Genomic DNA, 17,904 nt, shown 5'->3' on the forward strand with positions numbered 1-17,904 from the left:
CGCATTATGAAAAATAGAATTGCAGCGCTGCCGCTCTTGCTCGCACTCTTCTGCTCGGGCTGTTACGACGATTATGTCGAGGATTACGACCACAGCGGCGTCTATGTCGCCTATCAGTACGATCTGCGCTCGTTCATCGTGGGCGAGGAGATGTCGTTCGAGATCGGTTCGGTGCTCGGAGGCGTGATAGAGAACGAACGCGACCGTTCGGTCTACTACGTCCTCGACGACGATCTGGTCGATGGCGACCTCTCGCCTTACAGCGGAGCCGCATCGCCGTTCACGGCATGGCAGGCGATGAGCGGAGCCGTCACGGTCTCCGGCATCAGCCAGTCCTATGTCACCGAGGCCGTAAAAGCGAGCGGCATCGGCCGGCTGACGCCGCTGCCGCGGGAGTATTTTACGGTCAGCGACGACCGGAAGATCTCGATTCCGCGCGGCCGGCATACGGGCACGGTCACCGTAACGGCCGATCCGGAGGCTCTGCTCGCAGATCCGAACATGAGCCACGATCCGTACTACGCCATCGGATTCCGCCTCACGAGCGCCGATGCCGACACCGTGCTGATCGCCAAATCCTATCAGGTAGTCGCCGTGCGCTATGAAAACATGCTTTTCGGGCACTACTACCACGGCGGAAAGATGCACACGGTCAATGCGGCAGGACAGATAACGGCGACCAAGGTCTATCCGACGACGATCCCGAGTCAGGAGGGCACCCACGCCGTCTATACGCTGACCACGGTGGCTCCCGACGCCGTGGAGACGGACTACATCGGAAACGGCACCAAACAGGGAGCGCTGCGGCTGACGCTCGACGGGGATAAAGTCACGGTCTCGTCGTCTTCGATCTCCGTCGAGGATCTGGGGTCCGGTTACAACCGGGCCCGCCTGCTCCAGGACCGCAAGATCTTCCTGCACTACCGCTATCCCAACGGGGACGGAACCTCGACGGAGGTGATCGACACGCTCTCCTTCCGCAACCGCATGCACGACGGCGTGAACGAATGGCAGGACAGCGACCCCGCCCATTACGATTGACCGGCGGATCATGAAACGCTTTCTGACATACGCCGCTCTGCTCGCCTGTTCCGCCGTTCATGCCGGCACCGGGTCCCTGGACGCCCTCCGTGCGGCGTTCGTCCGGGCCTCGACGGCATCGTACGCCCCCGACAGGCAGCTCGCGGAACGCTTCATCGAGTGCTCGGACAGCGGCCGCGCCAACGACGTGCTGCTGTTGCAGCTCTACATGTCCGTACATCTTCCGGCGGAGGAGGTGCGGCGTCTGCTCGGCCTGATCGACGAGCAGGGGCGCTGGAGCGACATCGACTACGCGGACCGCACCCGCGGACGCTGGCAGCCGACGCTCCACCTGACGCGGCTCTACGCCCTGGCCAAACTCTGGGCGGACCCCGGTTCGGAGAGCTACCGCAGCCAGCGGCTGCGCGACGTGCTCCATGCCGGCATCGGGCTCTGGCTGCGGATCGACCCCCGGTGTCCGAACTGGTGGCACAACGAAATCGGCGTTCCGAAAAAGCTGACCGCCATTCTGTTGATGCTCGGCGACGAAGCGACCCCCGAAGAGATCGCAGGAGGACTGCGGATTCTGAAACGGTCGCAGTTCGGACGCACCGGCCAGAACAAGGTCTGGCTCGCGGGCAACAACCTCATGAAGGGGTTGCTGACCGACGACGGGGAGCTGGTGCAGCGGGCCCGCGACGCTATCGCCGAGGAGATCCGGCTCACCACGGGCGAGGGCATCCAGCCGGACTGGTCGTTCCACCAGCACGGCCCGCAAATTCAGTTCGGCAACTACGGACTGGCCTACGCCGAGAGCATCTCGTTCTGGTTCCGGGTGCTGGAGGGTTCGCCCTATGCCTTCCCGGCGGAGCAGTACGACATCGTGCGGAGGCTGCTGACCGACGGCATCTGCCGAAGCGTCTGGCAGGGCACGATGGACCCGAGCTTCTGCGGCCGTCAGGTCTTCATCGACGCCGGACGGGGCAAGGCGCTGTCGCTGGCCGTAACGGCCCGGAACATGGCGGCGACGGGGCGTCCCGGAAGCCGGGAGTTCGCCCGCATCGCAAAGCGGAATCTCCGGCCGGGAGGCCGGGAGGCTGCGGGCAGCAGCTACTACTGGCGTTCGGACTGCGGCATCCACCGTTCGAAACGATGGTATGCCTCCGTGCGGATGCACTCCGAACGCACGGTCGGATTCGAGATGACCAACCGGGAGAACCTGTTGGCGAACTTCTCGGCCGACGGTGCGCTGCTGACCATGCAGCACGGGGCGGAATACGAGAATATTTTCGCCTGCTGGGACTGGCGGCGCGTCCCGGGAACCACGGCTTACGACGACGGAGCCCCGATCAAGTGCAGCGACGACGCCGACGAAAAGCGGAACCGCTCCCGGTGGGTCGGCGGTCTGGCCGCCGACGGCCTGCTCTGCACGACGATGGAGCTGCGGCGCGACAGCCTCCGGGCCGTCAAATCGAACTTCCTGTTCGAAGAGATCGTCGTGGCGCTGGGCTCCGGCATCCGGAACGACGCACCGCCGCGGGAGCTCTTCACGACGCTGGAACAGAACCGGCTGCGCGGCGAGGTCGTCGCGGGAACCTCCGGCGGCAGGCTCAGCATTCCGGAGGAGCGACCGACCGGGCGCAGTTTCCGGCCGGGAGAGGTGCAGTGGATTCACCACGACGGACGCGGCTATCTCCTGCTCGACGAACAGGAGGTGCGGCTCTCGACCGCCATGCAACACGGCAAATGGGACCCGATCGACCCCTTCTACCGCGACCGCGCGGACTCGGCCCGGATCTTCAAATGCTGGGTGGAGCACCGCTGCGACACGGCCGGCAGCTATGCCTATGCGATCCTGCCCTGCCGGAATGCGAAGCAGACGGCGCGCACGGCAGCCAAACGCCCGGTGGAGCTCCTGCGCAACGACGACGCCTGCCAGGCCGTGAAATACGGCCGCACGATCTGCGCGGTGTTCCGCAGGCCCGGAAGCGTCGGGGCCGGAGGGCTGACGCTCCGCGTCGATGCCCCCGCCGTCGTAGCGATCGACCTGCGCACGAAACGCATTGCGGCCTCCTCGCCGTGCGCGTCCGCGCTGAACGTATCGCTGTCGGACGGAAAAAGGCGGCGCGCGGCCAGCCTCAGCCTTCCGGACGGCGACGCCATGCAGGGCGCGACCGTATGCGGACGATTGAAATAACAAAAAACCATAAAAATATTCCTATGCGAACCGATTTGTTTCTCTTTCTGACCCTTTCTCTGGCGGCAATCACCTCGTGCGACGAGGCATCCGGCGACAGATACGACCCGTCCACCTACAAAAACCCGGTCACGACACAGAAGATGCCGGACCCCACGGTCATCCGCGACGGCGACACGTTCTATCTTTATGCGACGGAGGCCGTCCGCAACGTGCCGATCATGAAATCGCGCGACCTGGTCAACTGGACGCTGTGCGGCACGGTCTTCTCCGAGGCCACGCGCCCCGACTTCACGGAGGGCGGCGAGATATGGGCCCCCGACATCAACTATGTCGGCGACCGCTATCTGCTCTACTATTCGCTCTCCTCGTGGGGCGGCATCGAGGACTGCGGCATCGGCGTCGCCGAGGCCGAGACGCCCGAAGGACCCTGGATCAACCACGGCAAGCTGTTCATCAGCAAGGAGATCGGCTGTCTGAACTCGATCGACCCGTTCTTCATCGAGGAGGACGGCGCGAAATACCTCTTCTGGGGAAGTTTCCGCGGCATCTGGGGCGCCCGGCTGTCGGACAACGGGCTCACGCTGGACACCTCGACCATTCAGCTGGTCGCCGGCACGGCTTTCGAGGCGACATACATCCACAAACGCGGAAACTACTACTACCTCTTCGCCTCGACCGGCAGCTGCTGTTCCGGACTGAACAGCACCTATTCGGTCGTGGTGGGACGCTCCGAGAATCTCTTCGGCCCCTATGTGGACCGCAACGGCGAGGAGATGCTCTCGAACCATTACGAAACAGTCCTGAAGGGCAACGGAGCCTTCGCCGGACCGGGGCACAACGCCGAGATCGTAACCGACCGCGACGGCACGGACTGGCTCCTCTACCACGCCTACTGGGTCAACAGCCCGAGCAGCCGCACCCTGATGCTCGACCGGGTGAACTGGACCGACGGCTGGCCGCTGGTCAACGACGGCTATCCGTCGAATCAGGCCGCTTCGCCGCGCCTCTGATCCGGGATTCGGCCCATGCCGCGGTCCCTGCTCTTCGGGCCGCCCGAAATATCCGTCGCGGCCCGAAGAGATTCGAAGCCCGAATAAACGCGCCGACGGCAAATCGCCCCGAGGATTCGCAGGTTATCAAAACCGACGATCTCCGGGGCTTGTCGTATCCATAGAGGAGGCCATGCCGAAAGGAGGCGGAGAACCCGCCGCACAGGCCGATCGGAGCCATTCCGTACCGACCAACAGCGGCCATATGCGAGCAGGGTTGCAGCTTTGAAAGCTGCAACCCTGCTTGAAAACGGGCGGAACCTGCCGGGCAGGCCCGTTCGGAAATTCGGGGAATATGCGGCGACTGGCGCCGCAACCGTCGGAATCAGACCAGACCGGAGAATCCCATGAACGCCATAGCCAGAATTCCGGCCGTGATCAGCGCGATGGGAATGCCCTTGAACGCCTTGGGAACGTCCTCGAAATCGAGACGCTCGCGGATGCCGGCGAAGAGCACCAGCGCCAGCGCGAAGCCCAGGGCCGTGGCCACCGAGTAGGTGACGCTCTGCAAGAGGTTGAACTCCTTCTGGATCATCAGGATCGCAACGCCCAGCACGGCGCAGTTGGTCGTGATGAGGGGCAGGAAGATACCCAGCGCCTGATAGAGCGACGGCGACATCTTTTTGAGCATGATCTCGACCATCTGCACGAGGGCCGCGATCACGAGGATGAAGACGATCGTCTGCATGTAAACGATGTCCAGCGGCACCAGCACGTAGGTCTGGATCAGCCACGCCACGACGGCCGCAATGGCCATCACGAAGGTTACGGCGGCTCCCATGCCCATCGAGGTCTCGACCTTGGACGACACGCCCAGGAAGGGGCAGATGCCGAGGAACTGCGCCAGCACGACGTTGTTGACGAAGATGGCGCCGATGATGATTGCAAAATAGGAAATCTCCATAACTATTTCTTGGCTAATTTGTTAAACAACACCATAAGGTATCCGAGCACCAGGAATGCACCGGGAGCCAGCACGAAGATCAGCGGCGTGTAGTCGGCGATTCCGAGGCTGACGCCGAAGATGGCCCCGCTACCGAGAATCTCGCGCACGGCGCCGACAACCGTCAGCGACAGCGTGAATCCCAGACCGATGCCCACGCCGTCCAGCGCGGAGTCGAACGGCGAATTCTTCGAGGCGAACGCCTCGGCGCGTCCCAGGATGATGCAGTTCACCACGATCAGCGGGATGAAGACGCCCAGCGCATCGTACAGCGCCGGCACGAAAGCCTGCATCAGCATCTGGATGATGGTCACGAACGAGGCGATCACGACGATGAACGCCGGAATGCGGACCTTGTCGGGAATGATGTTCTTGATGAGCGAGATCACGAGGTTCGACATGATCAGCACGGCCATCGTCGCCAGCCCCATGCCCATGCCGTTCCCGGCCGAAGTGGTCGTTCCCAGCGTGGGGCACATGCCCAGCACCAGCACGAACGTCGGGTTGTTCTTGACGATACCGCTCAAAATAATCTGCAACTTATTCATTTTGACCTCCTTCCTGAGCCTCAGGCCCGTTGGTTCGTTCGGCGGCGGCCGCTGCCGTCGCTCCGGATGCCGCGTCCGCCGGGGCTTCGCCCGTCACGACGCTCTTATAAGCCATCCATGCACGGTTGATCGCATCGACATAGGCGCGCGAAGAGATGGTCGCAGCGGTCAGCGCATCGACATCGCCGCCGTCCTTCTTCACGGCCAGTTTGCCGTTCACGAGCTTCTTCTCCTCGAGTTTCTGTCCTTTGACGCTGGCGAGCAGGACGTTGCCCTCGTCGGCCATCTTGGTTCCCAGACCCGGGGTCTCGGTCTGCTCCAGCACGTTGACGTTCACCACCTCGCCCTCGGGCGTAAAGCCCACCATCAGGCGCACCACGCCGCCGAATCCCTGCTTGGTCATCGACTGCACGGCATATCCGCTCACGGCGCCCTCCTTGGTGGCCGTGTAGACCGTAATCGGCATTTCGTCGATCGTCAGCTCCTCGGCCTCCGTCGCATCGAACGCCGGGAGTACCTCCGTAAGCGCCGCCTTCGTCGCCGCCTCCTTGGCCGCGGCGATCGGCTCTTCGGTAATCATGTTGACGACGCCCACTCCCGCCGAAGCCGCGAGGGTGATGCCGAAGAGGACGGCCGTCATGTTCAAAAGTGTGCTTTTCATACTGCCACCTCCGTTATTTCACGCCGAAGCGCTTGGGTTTGACATACTTGTTGATCAGGGGCACGCAGGCGTTCATGATGAGGATGGCGAACGACATGCCCTCGGGATAGGCGCCCCACAGACGGATGCACATGGTGATCGCGCCGATTCCCACGGCGAAGATCACCCCGCCCCGCACGGTCATCGGCGACGTGGAGTAGTCCGTCGCCATGAAGACGGCGCCGAGGATCGCACCGCCGGCCAGCACGTGGAACAGCGGCAGCTGCCACAACGCCGCACCCGACTCTCCGGAGCAGAGCGCCACGACGAAGGCGAACAGGGCCATCGTCACGAGCACCGTCACGGGAATCTGCCACGTGATGACGCGCCGCCACAGCAGGTAGACGAAGCCGCACAGCAGCGCCAGCGCGGCCACCTCGCCCATCGAACCGGGCATGTTGCCCAGCAGCAGCTCCTGCACGCCCAGCACATCGGCCGCAGCGCCGTGCTTCACGGCGGCCAGCGGCGTGGCGCCCGAAAGGGCGTCGAACGCGCCGTTCACCGGCATCGGGAAGGTGGTCATCTGCACCGGGTAGGCGATCAGCAGGAACACGCGGCCCACCAACGCGGGATTGAAAGGATTCTTGCCGAGACCTCCGAAGGTCATCTTGGCGATGGCGATCGCCACGAACGCGCCGATCACGACGATCCACCAGGGAATCGACGCCGGGAGGTTGAAGGCCAGCAGCACGCCGGTCACCGCGGCCGACCAGTTGGTGACGGTCACCGCGCCGCGGACCAGGAATTTCTGAATCAGGTACTCGAACGCCACGCACGCCGCCACCGAAAGGGCCGTAACGCGCAGCACGTCGGCTCCGAACACCACGGTCGAGACGACCAGCGCAGGCATCAGCGCGATCACCACGTCGCGCATGATCCGTGCCGTTGACTGCGAGGTCTGGACATGCGGCGCAGGAGCTACAATGAGTTTGTTTGCCATAAGTTATACTATAATTTTACATTCTTCGTATTATCGGACCGTTCCTGCCATTCCCGAGGCATCGTCCCGCGGCTTGCAGCCGCGTTTACAAATCCTGCCCCACCCTAAACCCTCCATCGAGAGGGACTTACGGCCGCAAGCGGCCGCCGGGCCGGAATCTTCGGAACGGAAATCCACCCTTATTTTTTCGGCGCTGCGGCAGCGCGTGCGCGGATAATTCCCATCACGGTCTGTTTTCCGAGACGTATCCAGTCCAGCAGCGGCAGGTACGAGGGGCACGTGGACTGGCAGCATCCGCACTCGATGCACGAGGTGATCATCTGCTGTTCCAGCACGTCCCATCCCTTCTTCTGCGTCATTTTCGAGAGGTAATAGGGTTCCAGACCCATCGGGCAGGCCGACACGCACTTGGCGCACTTGATGCACTGCGCGGCTTCGCGGCGCACGGCCTCGCGGCCCGAGAGGACCGTGATTCCCGAACACCCCTTCGTGACGGGCGAGTCGAGGTTGACCATCGCACGACCCATCATCGGACCGCCGTTGATCACCTTCGCAGGCTCGTCGGGAACGCCCCCGGCAGCCTCCAGCAATGCCGAAACCGGCGTACCCATGCGGGTCAGCAGGTTCTTGGGCTCTTTCAGACGTTTGCCCGTGACGGTCACCACGCGCTCGATCAGCGGCATCGACTTCTGCACGGCGCGGTAGACGGCCACGGTCGTCGAAGCGTTGCACACCACGGCGCCCACGTCGATGGGCAGCGCGGGCGGGGGCGGCACCTGGCGGCCCGTGACGGCCGCGATGAGCTGTTTCTCGCCGCCCTGCGGGTACATCACTTTCAGGGGCACCACCTCGATACCCTTGTATCCCTCCGCGATGCGTTTCAGATGCGCGATGGCGTCGGGTTTGTTGTTCTCGATGCCGATATAGGCTTTCTCCACGCCCACGGCCTTCATCAGGATCGTCACGCCGACCACCAGCTCCTCGCCGTGCTCCAGCATCGTGCGATGGTCCGAAGTGAGATAGGGTTCGCACTCCACGCCGTTGATGATGACGCACTCGGCCTTCTTACCGGGAGGCACCGAGAGCTTCACGTGCGTAGGGAACGTCGCTCCGCCCATGCCGACGATACCGGCATCCTTGATCTTGGCGACGATCTCCTGCGCCGAGAGGGGGCAGACCTTCACCAGCGTCTCCGAGCGGTCGATGCCCTCGGCCCACTCGTCGCCCTCGCGCTTGATCGTGATCATCATCTGGCGCAGGCCCTGGCCGTTGGGAACCATATCCACGGCCGTGACCGTTCCCGACACCGGGGAGTGAATGTTCGCCGACATGAAGCTGCCGGCTTCGGCGATGAGCTGTCCCGTCAGCACCTTGTCGCCCTTGGCGACCTTGGCCACGGCGGGAGCCCCGATGTGCTGCGCGAGGGGAATCGTCACCACCTCGGGCAGCGGCAGAACCTCGATCGGTTTGGCGCAGCTCAGCTTATTTTCCGACGGATGGACTCCGCCCATTGGAAATGTCTTCATATATTATTTGGTTCGTTTTTACGTTTCTAAAACCGAATTTGTTTTCGTTCCGCTTTTCCGGACCGGAGGGTTTTACCATTCGCCGCCAAGGCGGCGTCTTTATTCCGCCCCTCCCCTAAATCCTCTCCTCGGAGGGGACTCGTCCGCCTGCGGCGGAAAATCACGACTCCGACGGAACTTTCGTATCAGGCGTAGCCTCGGCCTTCGGGGCTGCGGGAGCCGCAGGTTTCTCCGCCGCAGGGGCCGTTTCGGCCTTGGGAGCCGCAGGGGCAGCCGGAGCTGCCGGAGCTGCCGGAGCGGCCGGGGCGGCCTTCGGGGCCTTGGGCAGCGGGTCCATGCCGACGAGCCGGATGGCGCCCGTGGGGCACTCGTTCACGCACTTGCGGCACAACTTGCACTTCTGCGGGTCGATGTAGGCGAGGTTGTTCTCCACGGTGATGGCGTCGAAGGCACAGACCTTCACGCACTTGCCGCAACCGATACACCCGGCCTTGCAGGCTTTCATCACCACGGCGCCCTTGTCTTTCGAGACGCACGACACGTAAACCGCGCGGTTCTTGGGCCACTTCTTGCGCAGTTCGATGATCATTTTCGGACATGCCTTCACGCAGGCGCCGCAGGCCGTACACTTGTCGGGATCGACCTCCGGAAGCCCCGTCGCGGGATTGATGTGAATGGCGTCGAAGGCGCAGACCGCGACGCAGTCGCCGAATCCGAGGCAGCCGAACGCACAGCCCGTCTCGCCCACATAGAGCGACGAAGCCACGGCGCACGACTTGGCCCCGTCGAAATCGTTCGTCCGGGGACGCTTCTCGCACGTACCGCCGCAGCGGACGGTCGCCACTTCGGGCTGCTTCTCGGCAGCGGCCTTTCCGAGGTAGGCAGCCACGGCCTTCATGCAGTCGCCGCCGCCCACGGGGCAGAACAGCGACGAAATGTCATCCTGCTTGACCAGCGCATCGGCCATACCCCGGCAGCCTGCGAATCCGCAGCCGCCGCAGTTGGCGCCGGGGAGCATCTTCTCCACCTCGTCGATGCGCGGGTCCTCCTCGACCCGGAACTTCTGGGCCACGAAATAGAGGATCACCGCCGAGAGCACGCCCAGCGCGCACAGCGTCAGGATCGTGTAAAGTAATACTTCCATCAGATTTTAGTTATTGTAAATTGAATTGTGTGTTCGATTTTCGCGCGGAAGAGCCACAGCACGAAATAATAGACGCCCACGCCGGCGATCGCCGCGAGGGCGCCTGCGCCTTCACTCCACCCCATGCCGGCGATGGCCGCCACGAGCACCGCCATGAGCACCGCCAGGGCGCCGACGTATGCCAGCACGACGGCCCGCATGCCTGCGCTTCGGCGCACGCCGACCGACACGGCATCGCCCGCCGCGAACGACGCGGCCTCCGGGGTCGCCACGACGACGACCTTTTCCTGAGCCTCGGCCAATCCGCACGCCTGACGGGCCTTGCAGCTTCCGCAGGCGCTCCGGGAGGTGATACGCACATGGACCGCGCCGCGCTCCGTACGTTCCACCACGCCGCTGTGTTCGATCAGTTCCGCCACGCCGCTAATCTCCGTATTTATTGGTCAGGGGCATCAGCCGCTCGTGACCGAAGGTGCACGACGACAACCGCAGCACGGGCGGGAACTGGTAGCGTTTCTTCTCGTTGTGCATGATCATCGCGTGGATCTTCTCCACGACTTCCGAATCGAATCCCGCGTTGACGATCTCCTCGCGGTGCTGTCCCTCCTCGATCATGCGCGTCAGAATGGCGTCCACCACCTCGTAGGGAGGCAGGATGTCGCTGTCTTTCTGCCCCGGATGGAGTTCCGAAGAGGGTTCTTTCGTCAGAATGCTTTCGGGAATCGGATTGCCCTGCGTACGGTTGATGTAGCGGGCCACGTCGTACATTTCGCTCTTGTAGAGGTCGCCCGTGGGGCTGAACGCACCTGCCGTGTCGCCGTACAGGGTGCAGAGTCCCAGCGCGTTCTCGCTCTTGTTCGAGGAGTTCAGCAGGATGTAGTCCGTCTTGTTCTGCAAGGCCATCAGCAGCACCGTGCGGATGCGGGTCTGGATATTCTCCTCCGTGGCGTCGAACTCCGTGCCGCCGATGACGGGTTTCAGGGTGTTCACCACGCTGGTATAGATTTCGGAAATGGGAATGACGTTGTATTCGATGCCGAGGTTGCGGGCCAGCTCCTTGGCGTCCTCCACCGACTCGAAAGAGGAGAACGGCGAGGGCATCAGCAGCGCCCGGACATTCTCCGCGCCCAGCGCATCGGCGGCGATGCAGGCCACCACGGCCGAGTCGATACCGCCCGAGAGGCCGATCGAAGCCTTTTTGTAGCCGTTCTTGCGGAAGAAATCGCGCAGTCCGCAGCGGGCCGCCTCGTAAACCAGCCGCGTGCGGTCGTTGTAGGTCGAGGGGAGAGCGATCGGCTCCGCAGCGGCCTCGGTGTCGAAGATCTGGAAATCCTCCTCGAAATTCTTCATCATCAGCACCACTTCGCCGCGGCCGTTCATCGCCCCCGACGTGCCGTCGTACACGATGTCGGTCGAACCGCCCACCTGGTTGACCAGCACGAGGTTCTTGCCCTCGACGAACGCCAGATGGCGCATCATTTCATACCGGTAGGTCATGGTTCCCTTGCCGTACTTGCGGGCATTGATCGAGATGACGGTTTCGACCGACTGGTCGAAATCGTGCTCGCGGCTCAGGTCGTCGCCCACGATGATGGCGCACTTGTGGCCCTTGATGGTGGCGTATTCGAAGCCCTTCGAGGGGGTCAGGAAGCCCATCTCGCGGCGTGCCGTGATGTATTTCTTGCCGACGTAGCGCAGCACCTTGCGGTCCTGGATCAGCGCCGCGGCGCTGATCGTGCCGTTGTTCGTGAGGATCGGCAATCCCACGATGGCGGCGATGCCGTCGCAGCACGAGGCGATCTCGACCAATGCGTCCTCGCACAATTCGAGGAAGGTCGTTTTCCGCAGCAGGTCGAAGGCAGGGGTTCCGCTCACGGCCTGTTCGGCGAAGATCACCAGGTCGGCGCGCTGTGCTTTCGCTTTGTTGATCGAGTCGATGATCTTCGATGCGTTGCCGTCCACATCTCCGATCGTGTAATTCAACTGGGCAATAGCTATTTTCATGGCGATAGTTTAAGTCGGGGCATTACAACTCCGCAAAGTTAAGGATTATTTGCAAAAGTCGGAAGAAATTTCAATGTTAATAAATTAACATTCTTCCATTTACAAAAATTCTTAAAAACGAACGAAAGGCTCCCGGAAAACCGGAAGCCTTTCGCCGTCGCTGCAATCCCTATTCCTGCGATTCTTCGGGATCGGCCACCAGAATACGGCCGCAGTACTCGCAGATAATGATCTTCTTACCCTGGCGGATGTCCACCTGACGCTGGGGCGGGATGCGGTTGAAACACCCTCCGCAGGCATCGCGCTTCACGGTCACCACGGCCAGCCCGTTGCGGACGTTGCGGCGGATGCGCTCGTAGGCGGCGAGCAGCCGCTCGTCGATCTTCTCCTTGACGCCGTCGGCCTGCACGGAATACTCCGCCACCAGCGGCGCGGTTTCCGCCTCGATGCCCTCCAGCTCGGCCTTCTTGGCCCCGAGGTCCGCGGTGCGCTCCTTCGAGAGCGCCTCGGCCTCCTCCAGCTGGGCTTTCTTGACCTTCACACCGGCAGCATACTCTTTCAGACGCTTTTCGGCCAGCTCGATTTCGAGTTCCTGATACTCGATCTCCTTGGTGATGGCGTCGAACTCGCGGTTGTTGCGCACGTTGTTCTGCTGCTCCTTGTAGTTGCCGATCATGATCTTGGCTTGGTCCACCTCGCGCTTGCGCTGCTTGGAGAGCGTGTTGAGCTCCTCGATCTCCGCATTGATGTGCTCGATGCGGGTCTTCATCCCGGCCATCTCGTCTTCGAGATCCTGAACTTCAAGAGGCAGTTCACCTTTCACCTTGTTGATCTCGTCGATCTTGCTGTCGATCTTTTGCAGCTCGTAGAGCGCCAGGATCTTCTCCTGCATCGAGTAATCAACCTCGGCCGTCTTCTTTTGTGTTGCCATATAATGTACTGTATAGTTTAGACTTGCACCAGATAATTCACCGGATTGCGAGAGTGTTCACTCTTGCGAACCGCAAAGGTACATAAATTTTTCGATAAAATATCAAATAATAGCTCAATTACGCAATATTCGCTCTCAAAATGGCCTATATCCGCTACCGTGAGGGCCTTATCGGGTGTCATGAAGTCGTTGTACTTCAAGTCCGCGGTGATGTAGATTCCGGCTCCGGCGCGGCGTGCGTCGCCGATCAGCGAGGCCCCGGCACCGGTGCAGACCGCCACGCGGCGCACCTCGGGAGTCGCCACGTCGCTGTGTCTGACGACCTTCACTCCGAGCTTCCGCCGGACGAACCGCATGAACTCCACGGTATCGACGGCTTCGGGCAGATCACCCACCACGCCGAACCCCACGCCTCCGCCGGCTTCCGCGGGTTGCAGCACTTCGAGGTTCCCGACGCCCAGCATCCCGGCCAGCCGCCAGCTCATCCCTCCGGGGGCGCTGTCGAGGTTGGTGTGGCAGGCATAGAGGGCGATCCGGCTGCGGATGGCCCGCTCGACGCACCGCTGCACGGGGTCCGCGGAGTTGAAACGCTTGAGCGCATGGAAGACGATCGGATGGTGCGTCAGCACGATGTCGCACCCCTCGGCTTCGGCCTCGTCCAGCACCTCTTCCGTGACATCCACGGCCAGCAGGGCTTTGTGGACCTCGTCGTCGGGACGCCCGACGATAAGTCCGGCATTGTCATACGATTCCTGCCAGCCCAGCGGGGCGAAGCGTTCGATGACTTCGGTTATCTGACTGATCTTCATAGGTTTTTCCTTAAAACAACGATTGTTCGTAGAACGCGAACAGCTCCTTGTGCTCGACCTCCTCCTTCTTGCGGCGGGGCTTGCGGACGGTGCGTTTGGCAGCGGCCTGTCCGTCATCGGAAAGCTCCCCGCCCGTCGATTCGTCGATCTTCACCACAGCCTTGGCACGGCGGCGCACGGGAGCGGCCTCCGGCGTCCCGTCCTCAGCGGCGTCGTCCGTATCGGCCACGATCTCCCCCTCCCCGGCTTTCAGGTCCTCGCGGACCTCGACCAGCAGGGCGCGGATGTGTTGCAGACGTTCCATCAGTTCGGCGTCGCGGTCCACGCCGCTCCCGGCAGGCCCCTTGCGGAGCGCCTTGCGGGCCCCTTCGAGCGTCATGCCGCGCTCCTTGACCAGATGGTAGATCAGCTTCAGATTCTCAACGTCCTGCGGCGAGAAGAGGCGGTTGCCTTTCTTATTGCGCTTGGGGCGGAGGATGCTGAACTGCGACTCCCAGTGGCGGATGAGCGACGTATTGACATCGAACATCTCGGCCACCTCGCCCATCGAATAATAAAGTTTTTCGGCCATATCTATTGTTTTATGATTCGCAACGAATTGGGATACATGTTGTTCACCCGGGCGCCGATCCGCTTGGCGAATCCCAGCGCACGACCCCGCGCGCAGACGAGATTCACCCCTTCAGCCAGCCCTGCGGCGGCGATCTCCTGCTTGCGCAGGTAGCGCAGCGCCTCCGCTTCGTCCAGCTCCGCGACGGGCACCGCCCCGCGGTTCAGCCCGTCGAAGAGAGCCAGCGCGGGATCGGGTTTCAGCGTCCCTTTGAAGACCTGCCCCAGCGCCACGCCCGAACAGATGACGGGCAGCGCCTCGGACAACGCCCGCACGGCGTCGGCCTGCGCCGCATACCACGCATAGAACGTGTCGGCGACCTGCGCGAAACACATCCGGTCCAGCTCCCGGACCCAGCGGGCCAGTTCGGCGGAGGTCTTCCTATCCGCCGCCGCAAATACCGTGCGCCGCGCCTTCGGCGTGCGTACACGGCCCCCGGCGTCGAACGACTTGCGGGCCACGGCGGCGAAGAATCCCTCGCCGCAGGCCCTGTGGGGATAGAACCGGAACGTCCGGAACGCCCCGACACGCCCGCAGACGATGCCCCACGCATCCTCCACGGCGATTTCATCCGATTCGGCGACCTCGTCGCCGGCCCATGCGAGCATCCGCTCCAACGCCCCCTCGTCCTCGTCGCGGTTGAAGGTGCAGGTGCTGTAAACGAGCGTTCCGCCCGGCTTCAGAGCCCGCCACGCCTCGCGCAGGATGCCGTCCTGACGCGCCGCGCAGAGTTTCACACTCCCCTCGCTCCATTCGCCGCGGGCCTCGCAGTCCTTGCGGAACATCCCCTCGCCGGAGCAGGGGGCGTCCACGGCCACGATGTCGAACCACGCCTCGAAGTCGCCCAGCATACGCGGTTCGCAGGTCGTGACGGCCACGTTGCCCGTGCCCCACTTGCGCACGTTGTCCGCCAGCACGGCGGCACGGCGGCGGTCGATCTCGTTGGCGACGACCAGTCCGCCGGGCCCGGCCAGCGAGGCGTAGAGCGTCGTCTTGCCGCCCGGAGCCGCACACAGATCGAGGATGCGGGCCCCCTCGGTCCGCACGCCCTCCAACAGGTGTCCCACGAACTGCGACGAAGCCTCCTGCACGTAGTAGGCCCCGGCGTGGAAATCAGGGTCGAGCGTGAAGGACGGACGCACGGCGAGGTAACGCCCGTCACGGCACCACGGCACCTGTCCGGCGATCTCCAAAGCCGACAGTGCATCGGCGGCAGCCTTCGCGGGATTGATCCGCACCGACACCGGCGGCATCCCGTCGAGCGCGGCGCAGAGGGCGCGTCCCTCCGCCTCACCCAGGTCGCACAGGACCCGTTCGACGAATTTCGCAGGCAGCGTCATCCTCAGCGTTTTCGGGCCTTGATCGCATCGAGCCGCGCGCAGATCTTCTCCAGCACGTCCGGATTCGACACGAAATCCTCATGATCCTTGTCCACGACGAGCACCTCGCCCCCGTAAATGTGGTCGATCCAATGGTTGTACTTGTCGTTCAGGCGTTTGAGATACAGTTCGTCGATATTCATCTCATACTCCCGGCCGCGCTTGCGGATCTGCGAGATGAGCGTCGGAACGCTCGCCTTGAGGTAGATCAGCAGGTCGGGCTTGGGGATGAGCGTCGTCACCAGCCGGAAGATTTTCATGTAGGTCTCGATATCACGCGTGGCCATCAGCCCCATTTCATGCAGGTTGTCGGCGAAGATGTGCGCATCCTCGTAGATCGTGCGGTCCTGGAAGATCACCCCCGAACGGCAGTCGGCCAGCATGTCCATCGTCTGCTGGATGCGGCTCCCGAGGAACGAGATCTGGAGATTGAACGCCCAGCGGTTCATGTCCTCGTAGAAATCGCCGATGTAGGGGTTGTCGCACTCTTCGAGATAACACTTGGCGTCGTAGCGCTTCGTGAGAATCTGGGTCAGCGTGGTTTTCCCGCTCCCGATGTTTCCGGCTATGGCTATGTACATATAGTATAGGTATTTGTTTATCTCTCCGTTCCCGCCGGCTCCGCCCGGAAAGCCGCCAGGTCGTCGGCCACACGGCGGTCGTTCACGAGCCGCGGCACCTTGTTCTTGCCCCGCGCACGCATCCACGCGAGGAACGTCCCGCGCTCCGCCACCGTCAGACGCTGGCGTTCGAGCGTGGTCCGGCGCTTGGCGTCGTAGTCCGAATTGACGGCCCGCAGCTCCTCGTCCAGCACCCCGGCGAAACGTTCGAGGCTGTCGGGCTCGCGTTCGAACTCCACTATCCACTCGTGGGCTCCGCGTTCGCGCAGCGACATGTAGCACGGCGCGACGCTGTATTCGCTCACCGCGGCCCCGGTCCTGCGGCAGGCCGCCAGCAGGGCGCGCTCGGCGTTATCGACGATCAGCTCCTCGCCGAAGACATTGATATACTGCCGCGTGCGGCCCGCGAAACGGATGCGGTAGGGATTCGTCGAGGTGAACTCCACCGTATCGCCGATCTCGTAACGCCACAGTCCGTTGTTCGACGTGATGAGCACGGCGTAGACCTTCCCGCACTCCACGCCCTCCAGCGGCACGATCTGCGTCCCGCTGCGGAACTCGAAGAAGGTGCCGTAGTCGAGCATCAGCAGCATGTCGCTGCGCGCGGGATCGTCGGCCATAGCGAAAAAACCCTCCGAGGCGTTGTAGGTCTCCATGTATTTCATCCGCTCCGAGGGGATCAGCTCCTCGAACGACGCCCGGTAGGGCGCGAACTCCACGCCCCCGTGGGCGAACATCTCCAGATCGGGCCACACCTCCAGCAGATTCCGTTTGCCGGTGTATTCCAGCACGCGGCGCATCATCGCCAGATTCCACGACGGCACGCCTGCAAAGGCCGTGATCCGTTCGCCGACGCACTCGCGGCAGATCGCCTCGACCTTCTCGTCGAAATCCGGAATGATCGCCGTCTCGGTCCGCGGGGCCCGGAACCAGCCGCTCCAAAACGTCGTCTCGTGGATCAGCAGCGCCGAGAGGTCCCCCACCAGGTTGCGCCCCTCGCGGCTGCACGAACCGCCCAGCGTCAGGGTCTTGCCCTCGAAAACCCGCGACTTCGGATAGTTGGCCGAAAAGACCGTCGCCACGTCGCGCATGCCCAGCGTATGATTCCACCACAGCGACTCCATCGTCACGGGGATATATTTGCTCCGGTCCGAGGTGGTGCCCGACGAACGGGCGAACAGCGACACCCGGCCCGGGTAGGCGACGCTCCGCACCCCCTCCATCATCCGTTCGACGTAGGGTTTGAAGGTCTCGTAGTCGAAGGTCTCGACCTGCGACTGGAACTGCTCCACCGAGCGGATATGCCGCAGGTCGTAGCGGTCGCCGAACTCCGTCAGCCGCCCCCGGCGCAACAGCCGGCGGAACATCCGTTCCTGCGTTTCGACGGGCCGGCGGCGGAACCGGTCGATCGACCGTTCGCGCTGCGAAAACCACGCCCTGAGAATTACACTGCGGAAAGACATTTCGCTACGCAATTAAAA

At 62.9% G+C, this 17,904-nt stretch carries 17 protein-coding genes; 3 read left to right on the forward strand and 14 right to left on the reverse strand.

The window, feature by feature from the left end; all coding sequences use genetic code 11:
• Positions 1-6: 6 nt before the first annotated feature.
• From WMO46_RS11575 to WMO46_RS11585, 3 genes are read left to right on the forward strand one after another with little or no spacing between them, the layout of a single operon-like run.
• Entirely contained in the window at positions 7-1,041 is a 1,035-nt protein-coding gene (locus tag WMO46_RS11575) for a DUF1735 domain-containing protein (RefSeq protein ID WP_278963566.1), read from the forward strand.
• A 10-nt stretch (positions 1,042-1,051) separates the two neighbouring features.
• Positions 1,052-3,217 (forward strand): polysaccharide lyase family 8 super-sandwich domain-containing protein, encoded by a 2,166-nt coding sequence (locus WMO46_RS11580; RefSeq protein WP_349094408.1) that lies wholly within the window; start codon positions 1,052-1,054, stop codon positions 3,215-3,217.
• Positions 3,218-3,240: 23 nt separating this feature from the next.
• Positions 3,241-4,230, forward strand: coding sequence for a family 43 glycosylhydrolase (locus WMO46_RS11585; RefSeq protein WP_349094409.1), 990 nt, complete (start codon positions 3,241-3,243; stop codon positions 4,228-4,230).
• A 364-nt stretch (positions 4,231-4,594) separates the two neighbouring features.
• Here the strand turns inward: WMO46_RS11585 and rsxA are convergent, their stop codons facing one another.
• The 14 genes from rsxA to WMO46_RS11655 all read right to left on the reverse strand — a co-directional run bounded on the left by rsxA (position 4,595) and on the right by WMO46_RS11655 (position 17,886).
• Positions 4,595-5,173, reverse strand: coding sequence for an electron transport complex subunit RsxA (gene rsxA, locus WMO46_RS11590; protein WP_019151041.1), 579 nt, complete (start codon positions 5,171-5,173; stop codon positions 4,595-4,597).
• 2 nt (positions 5,174-5,175) lie between these two features.
• Positions 5,176-5,760 (reverse strand): RnfABCDGE type electron transport complex subunit E, encoded by a 585-nt coding sequence (locus WMO46_RS11595; protein ID WP_026076590.1) that lies wholly within the window; start codon positions 5,758-5,760, stop codon positions 5,176-5,178.
• Positions 5,753-6,421, reverse strand: a complete 669-nt coding sequence (locus WMO46_RS11600; RefSeq protein ID WP_173390139.1) for an RnfABCDGE type electron transport complex subunit G — start codon at positions 6,419-6,421, stop codon at positions 5,753-5,755. The genes WMO46_RS11595 and WMO46_RS11600 overlap by 8 nt, the downstream gene beginning before the upstream one ends.
• Before the next feature lie 13 nt (positions 6,422-6,434).
• On the reverse strand, positions 6,435-7,400 hold the full coding sequence (locus WMO46_RS11605) for an RnfABCDGE type electron transport complex subunit D (protein WP_195497730.1): 966 nt from the start codon (positions 7,398-7,400) through the stop codon (positions 6,435-6,437).
• A gap of 179 nt (positions 7,401-7,579) precedes the next feature.
• Complete coding sequence (rsxC, locus tag WMO46_RS11610; RefSeq protein WP_165357768.1) at positions 7,580-8,926, reverse strand: electron transport complex subunit RsxC; 1,347 nt, start codon at positions 8,924-8,926, stop codon at positions 7,580-7,582.
• Between the two features lie 160 nt (positions 8,927-9,086).
• The gene (locus tag WMO46_RS11615; RefSeq protein WP_349094410.1) at positions 9,087-10,070 is read right to left on the reverse strand and encodes a Fe-S cluster domain-containing protein; all 984 of its coding nucleotides are present in this window, start codon (positions 10,068-10,070) and stop codon (positions 9,087-9,089) included.
• Positions 10,070-10,489, reverse strand: coding sequence for a SoxR reducing system RseC family protein (locus WMO46_RS11620; protein ID WP_019151047.1), 420 nt, complete (start codon positions 10,487-10,489; stop codon positions 10,070-10,072). The genes WMO46_RS11615 and WMO46_RS11620 overlap by 1 nt, the downstream gene beginning before the upstream one ends.
• A 4-nt stretch (positions 10,490-10,493) precedes the next feature.
• Positions 10,494-12,074, reverse strand: coding sequence for an NAD+ synthase (locus WMO46_RS11625; protein WP_019151048.1), 1,581 nt, complete (start codon positions 12,072-12,074; stop codon positions 10,494-10,496).
• A gap of 169 nt (positions 12,075-12,243) precedes the next feature.
• Positions 12,244-13,005 (reverse strand): zinc ribbon domain-containing protein, encoded by a 762-nt coding sequence (locus WMO46_RS11630; protein ID WP_019151049.1) that lies wholly within the window; start codon positions 13,003-13,005, stop codon positions 12,244-12,246.
• Between the two features lie 17 nt (positions 13,006-13,022).
• Positions 13,023-13,814: a Nif3-like dinuclear metal center hexameric protein gene (locus WMO46_RS11635; RefSeq protein ID WP_349094411.1), complete on the reverse strand. Its 792-nt coding sequence runs from the start codon at positions 13,812-13,814 to the stop codon at positions 13,023-13,025.
• Positions 13,815-13,824: 10 nt separating this feature from the next.
• Positions 13,825-14,385 (reverse strand): MerR family transcriptional regulator, encoded by a 561-nt coding sequence (locus WMO46_RS11640; RefSeq protein WP_019151051.1) that lies wholly within the window; start codon positions 14,383-14,385, stop codon positions 13,825-13,827.
• A 2-nt stretch (positions 14,386-14,387) separates the two neighbouring features.
• Complete coding sequence (locus tag WMO46_RS11645; protein ID WP_129651784.1) at positions 14,388-15,764, reverse strand: methyltransferase RsmF C-terminal domain-like protein; 1,377 nt, start codon at positions 15,762-15,764, stop codon at positions 14,388-14,390.
• Positions 15,765-15,766: 2 nt separating this feature from the next.
• A complete protein-coding gene (locus tag WMO46_RS11650; RefSeq protein ID WP_019151053.1) occupies positions 15,767-16,384 on the reverse strand; it encodes a deoxynucleoside kinase in 618 nt (205 codons plus the stop codon).
• A gap of 17 nt (positions 16,385-16,401) precedes the next feature.
• The gene (locus WMO46_RS11655) at positions 16,402-17,886 is read right to left on the reverse strand and encodes a GH3 auxin-responsive promoter family protein (protein WP_019151054.1); all 1,485 of its coding nucleotides are present in this window, start codon (positions 17,884-17,886) and stop codon (positions 16,402-16,404) included.
• Between the last annotated feature and the right edge of the window lie 18 nt (positions 17,887-17,904).

The sequence above is a fragment of the Alistipes intestinihominis genome, assembly GCF_040095975.1.
Taxonomy (GTDB): Bacteria; Bacteroidota; Bacteroidia; order Bacteroidales; family Rikenellaceae; genus Alistipes; species Alistipes senegalensis.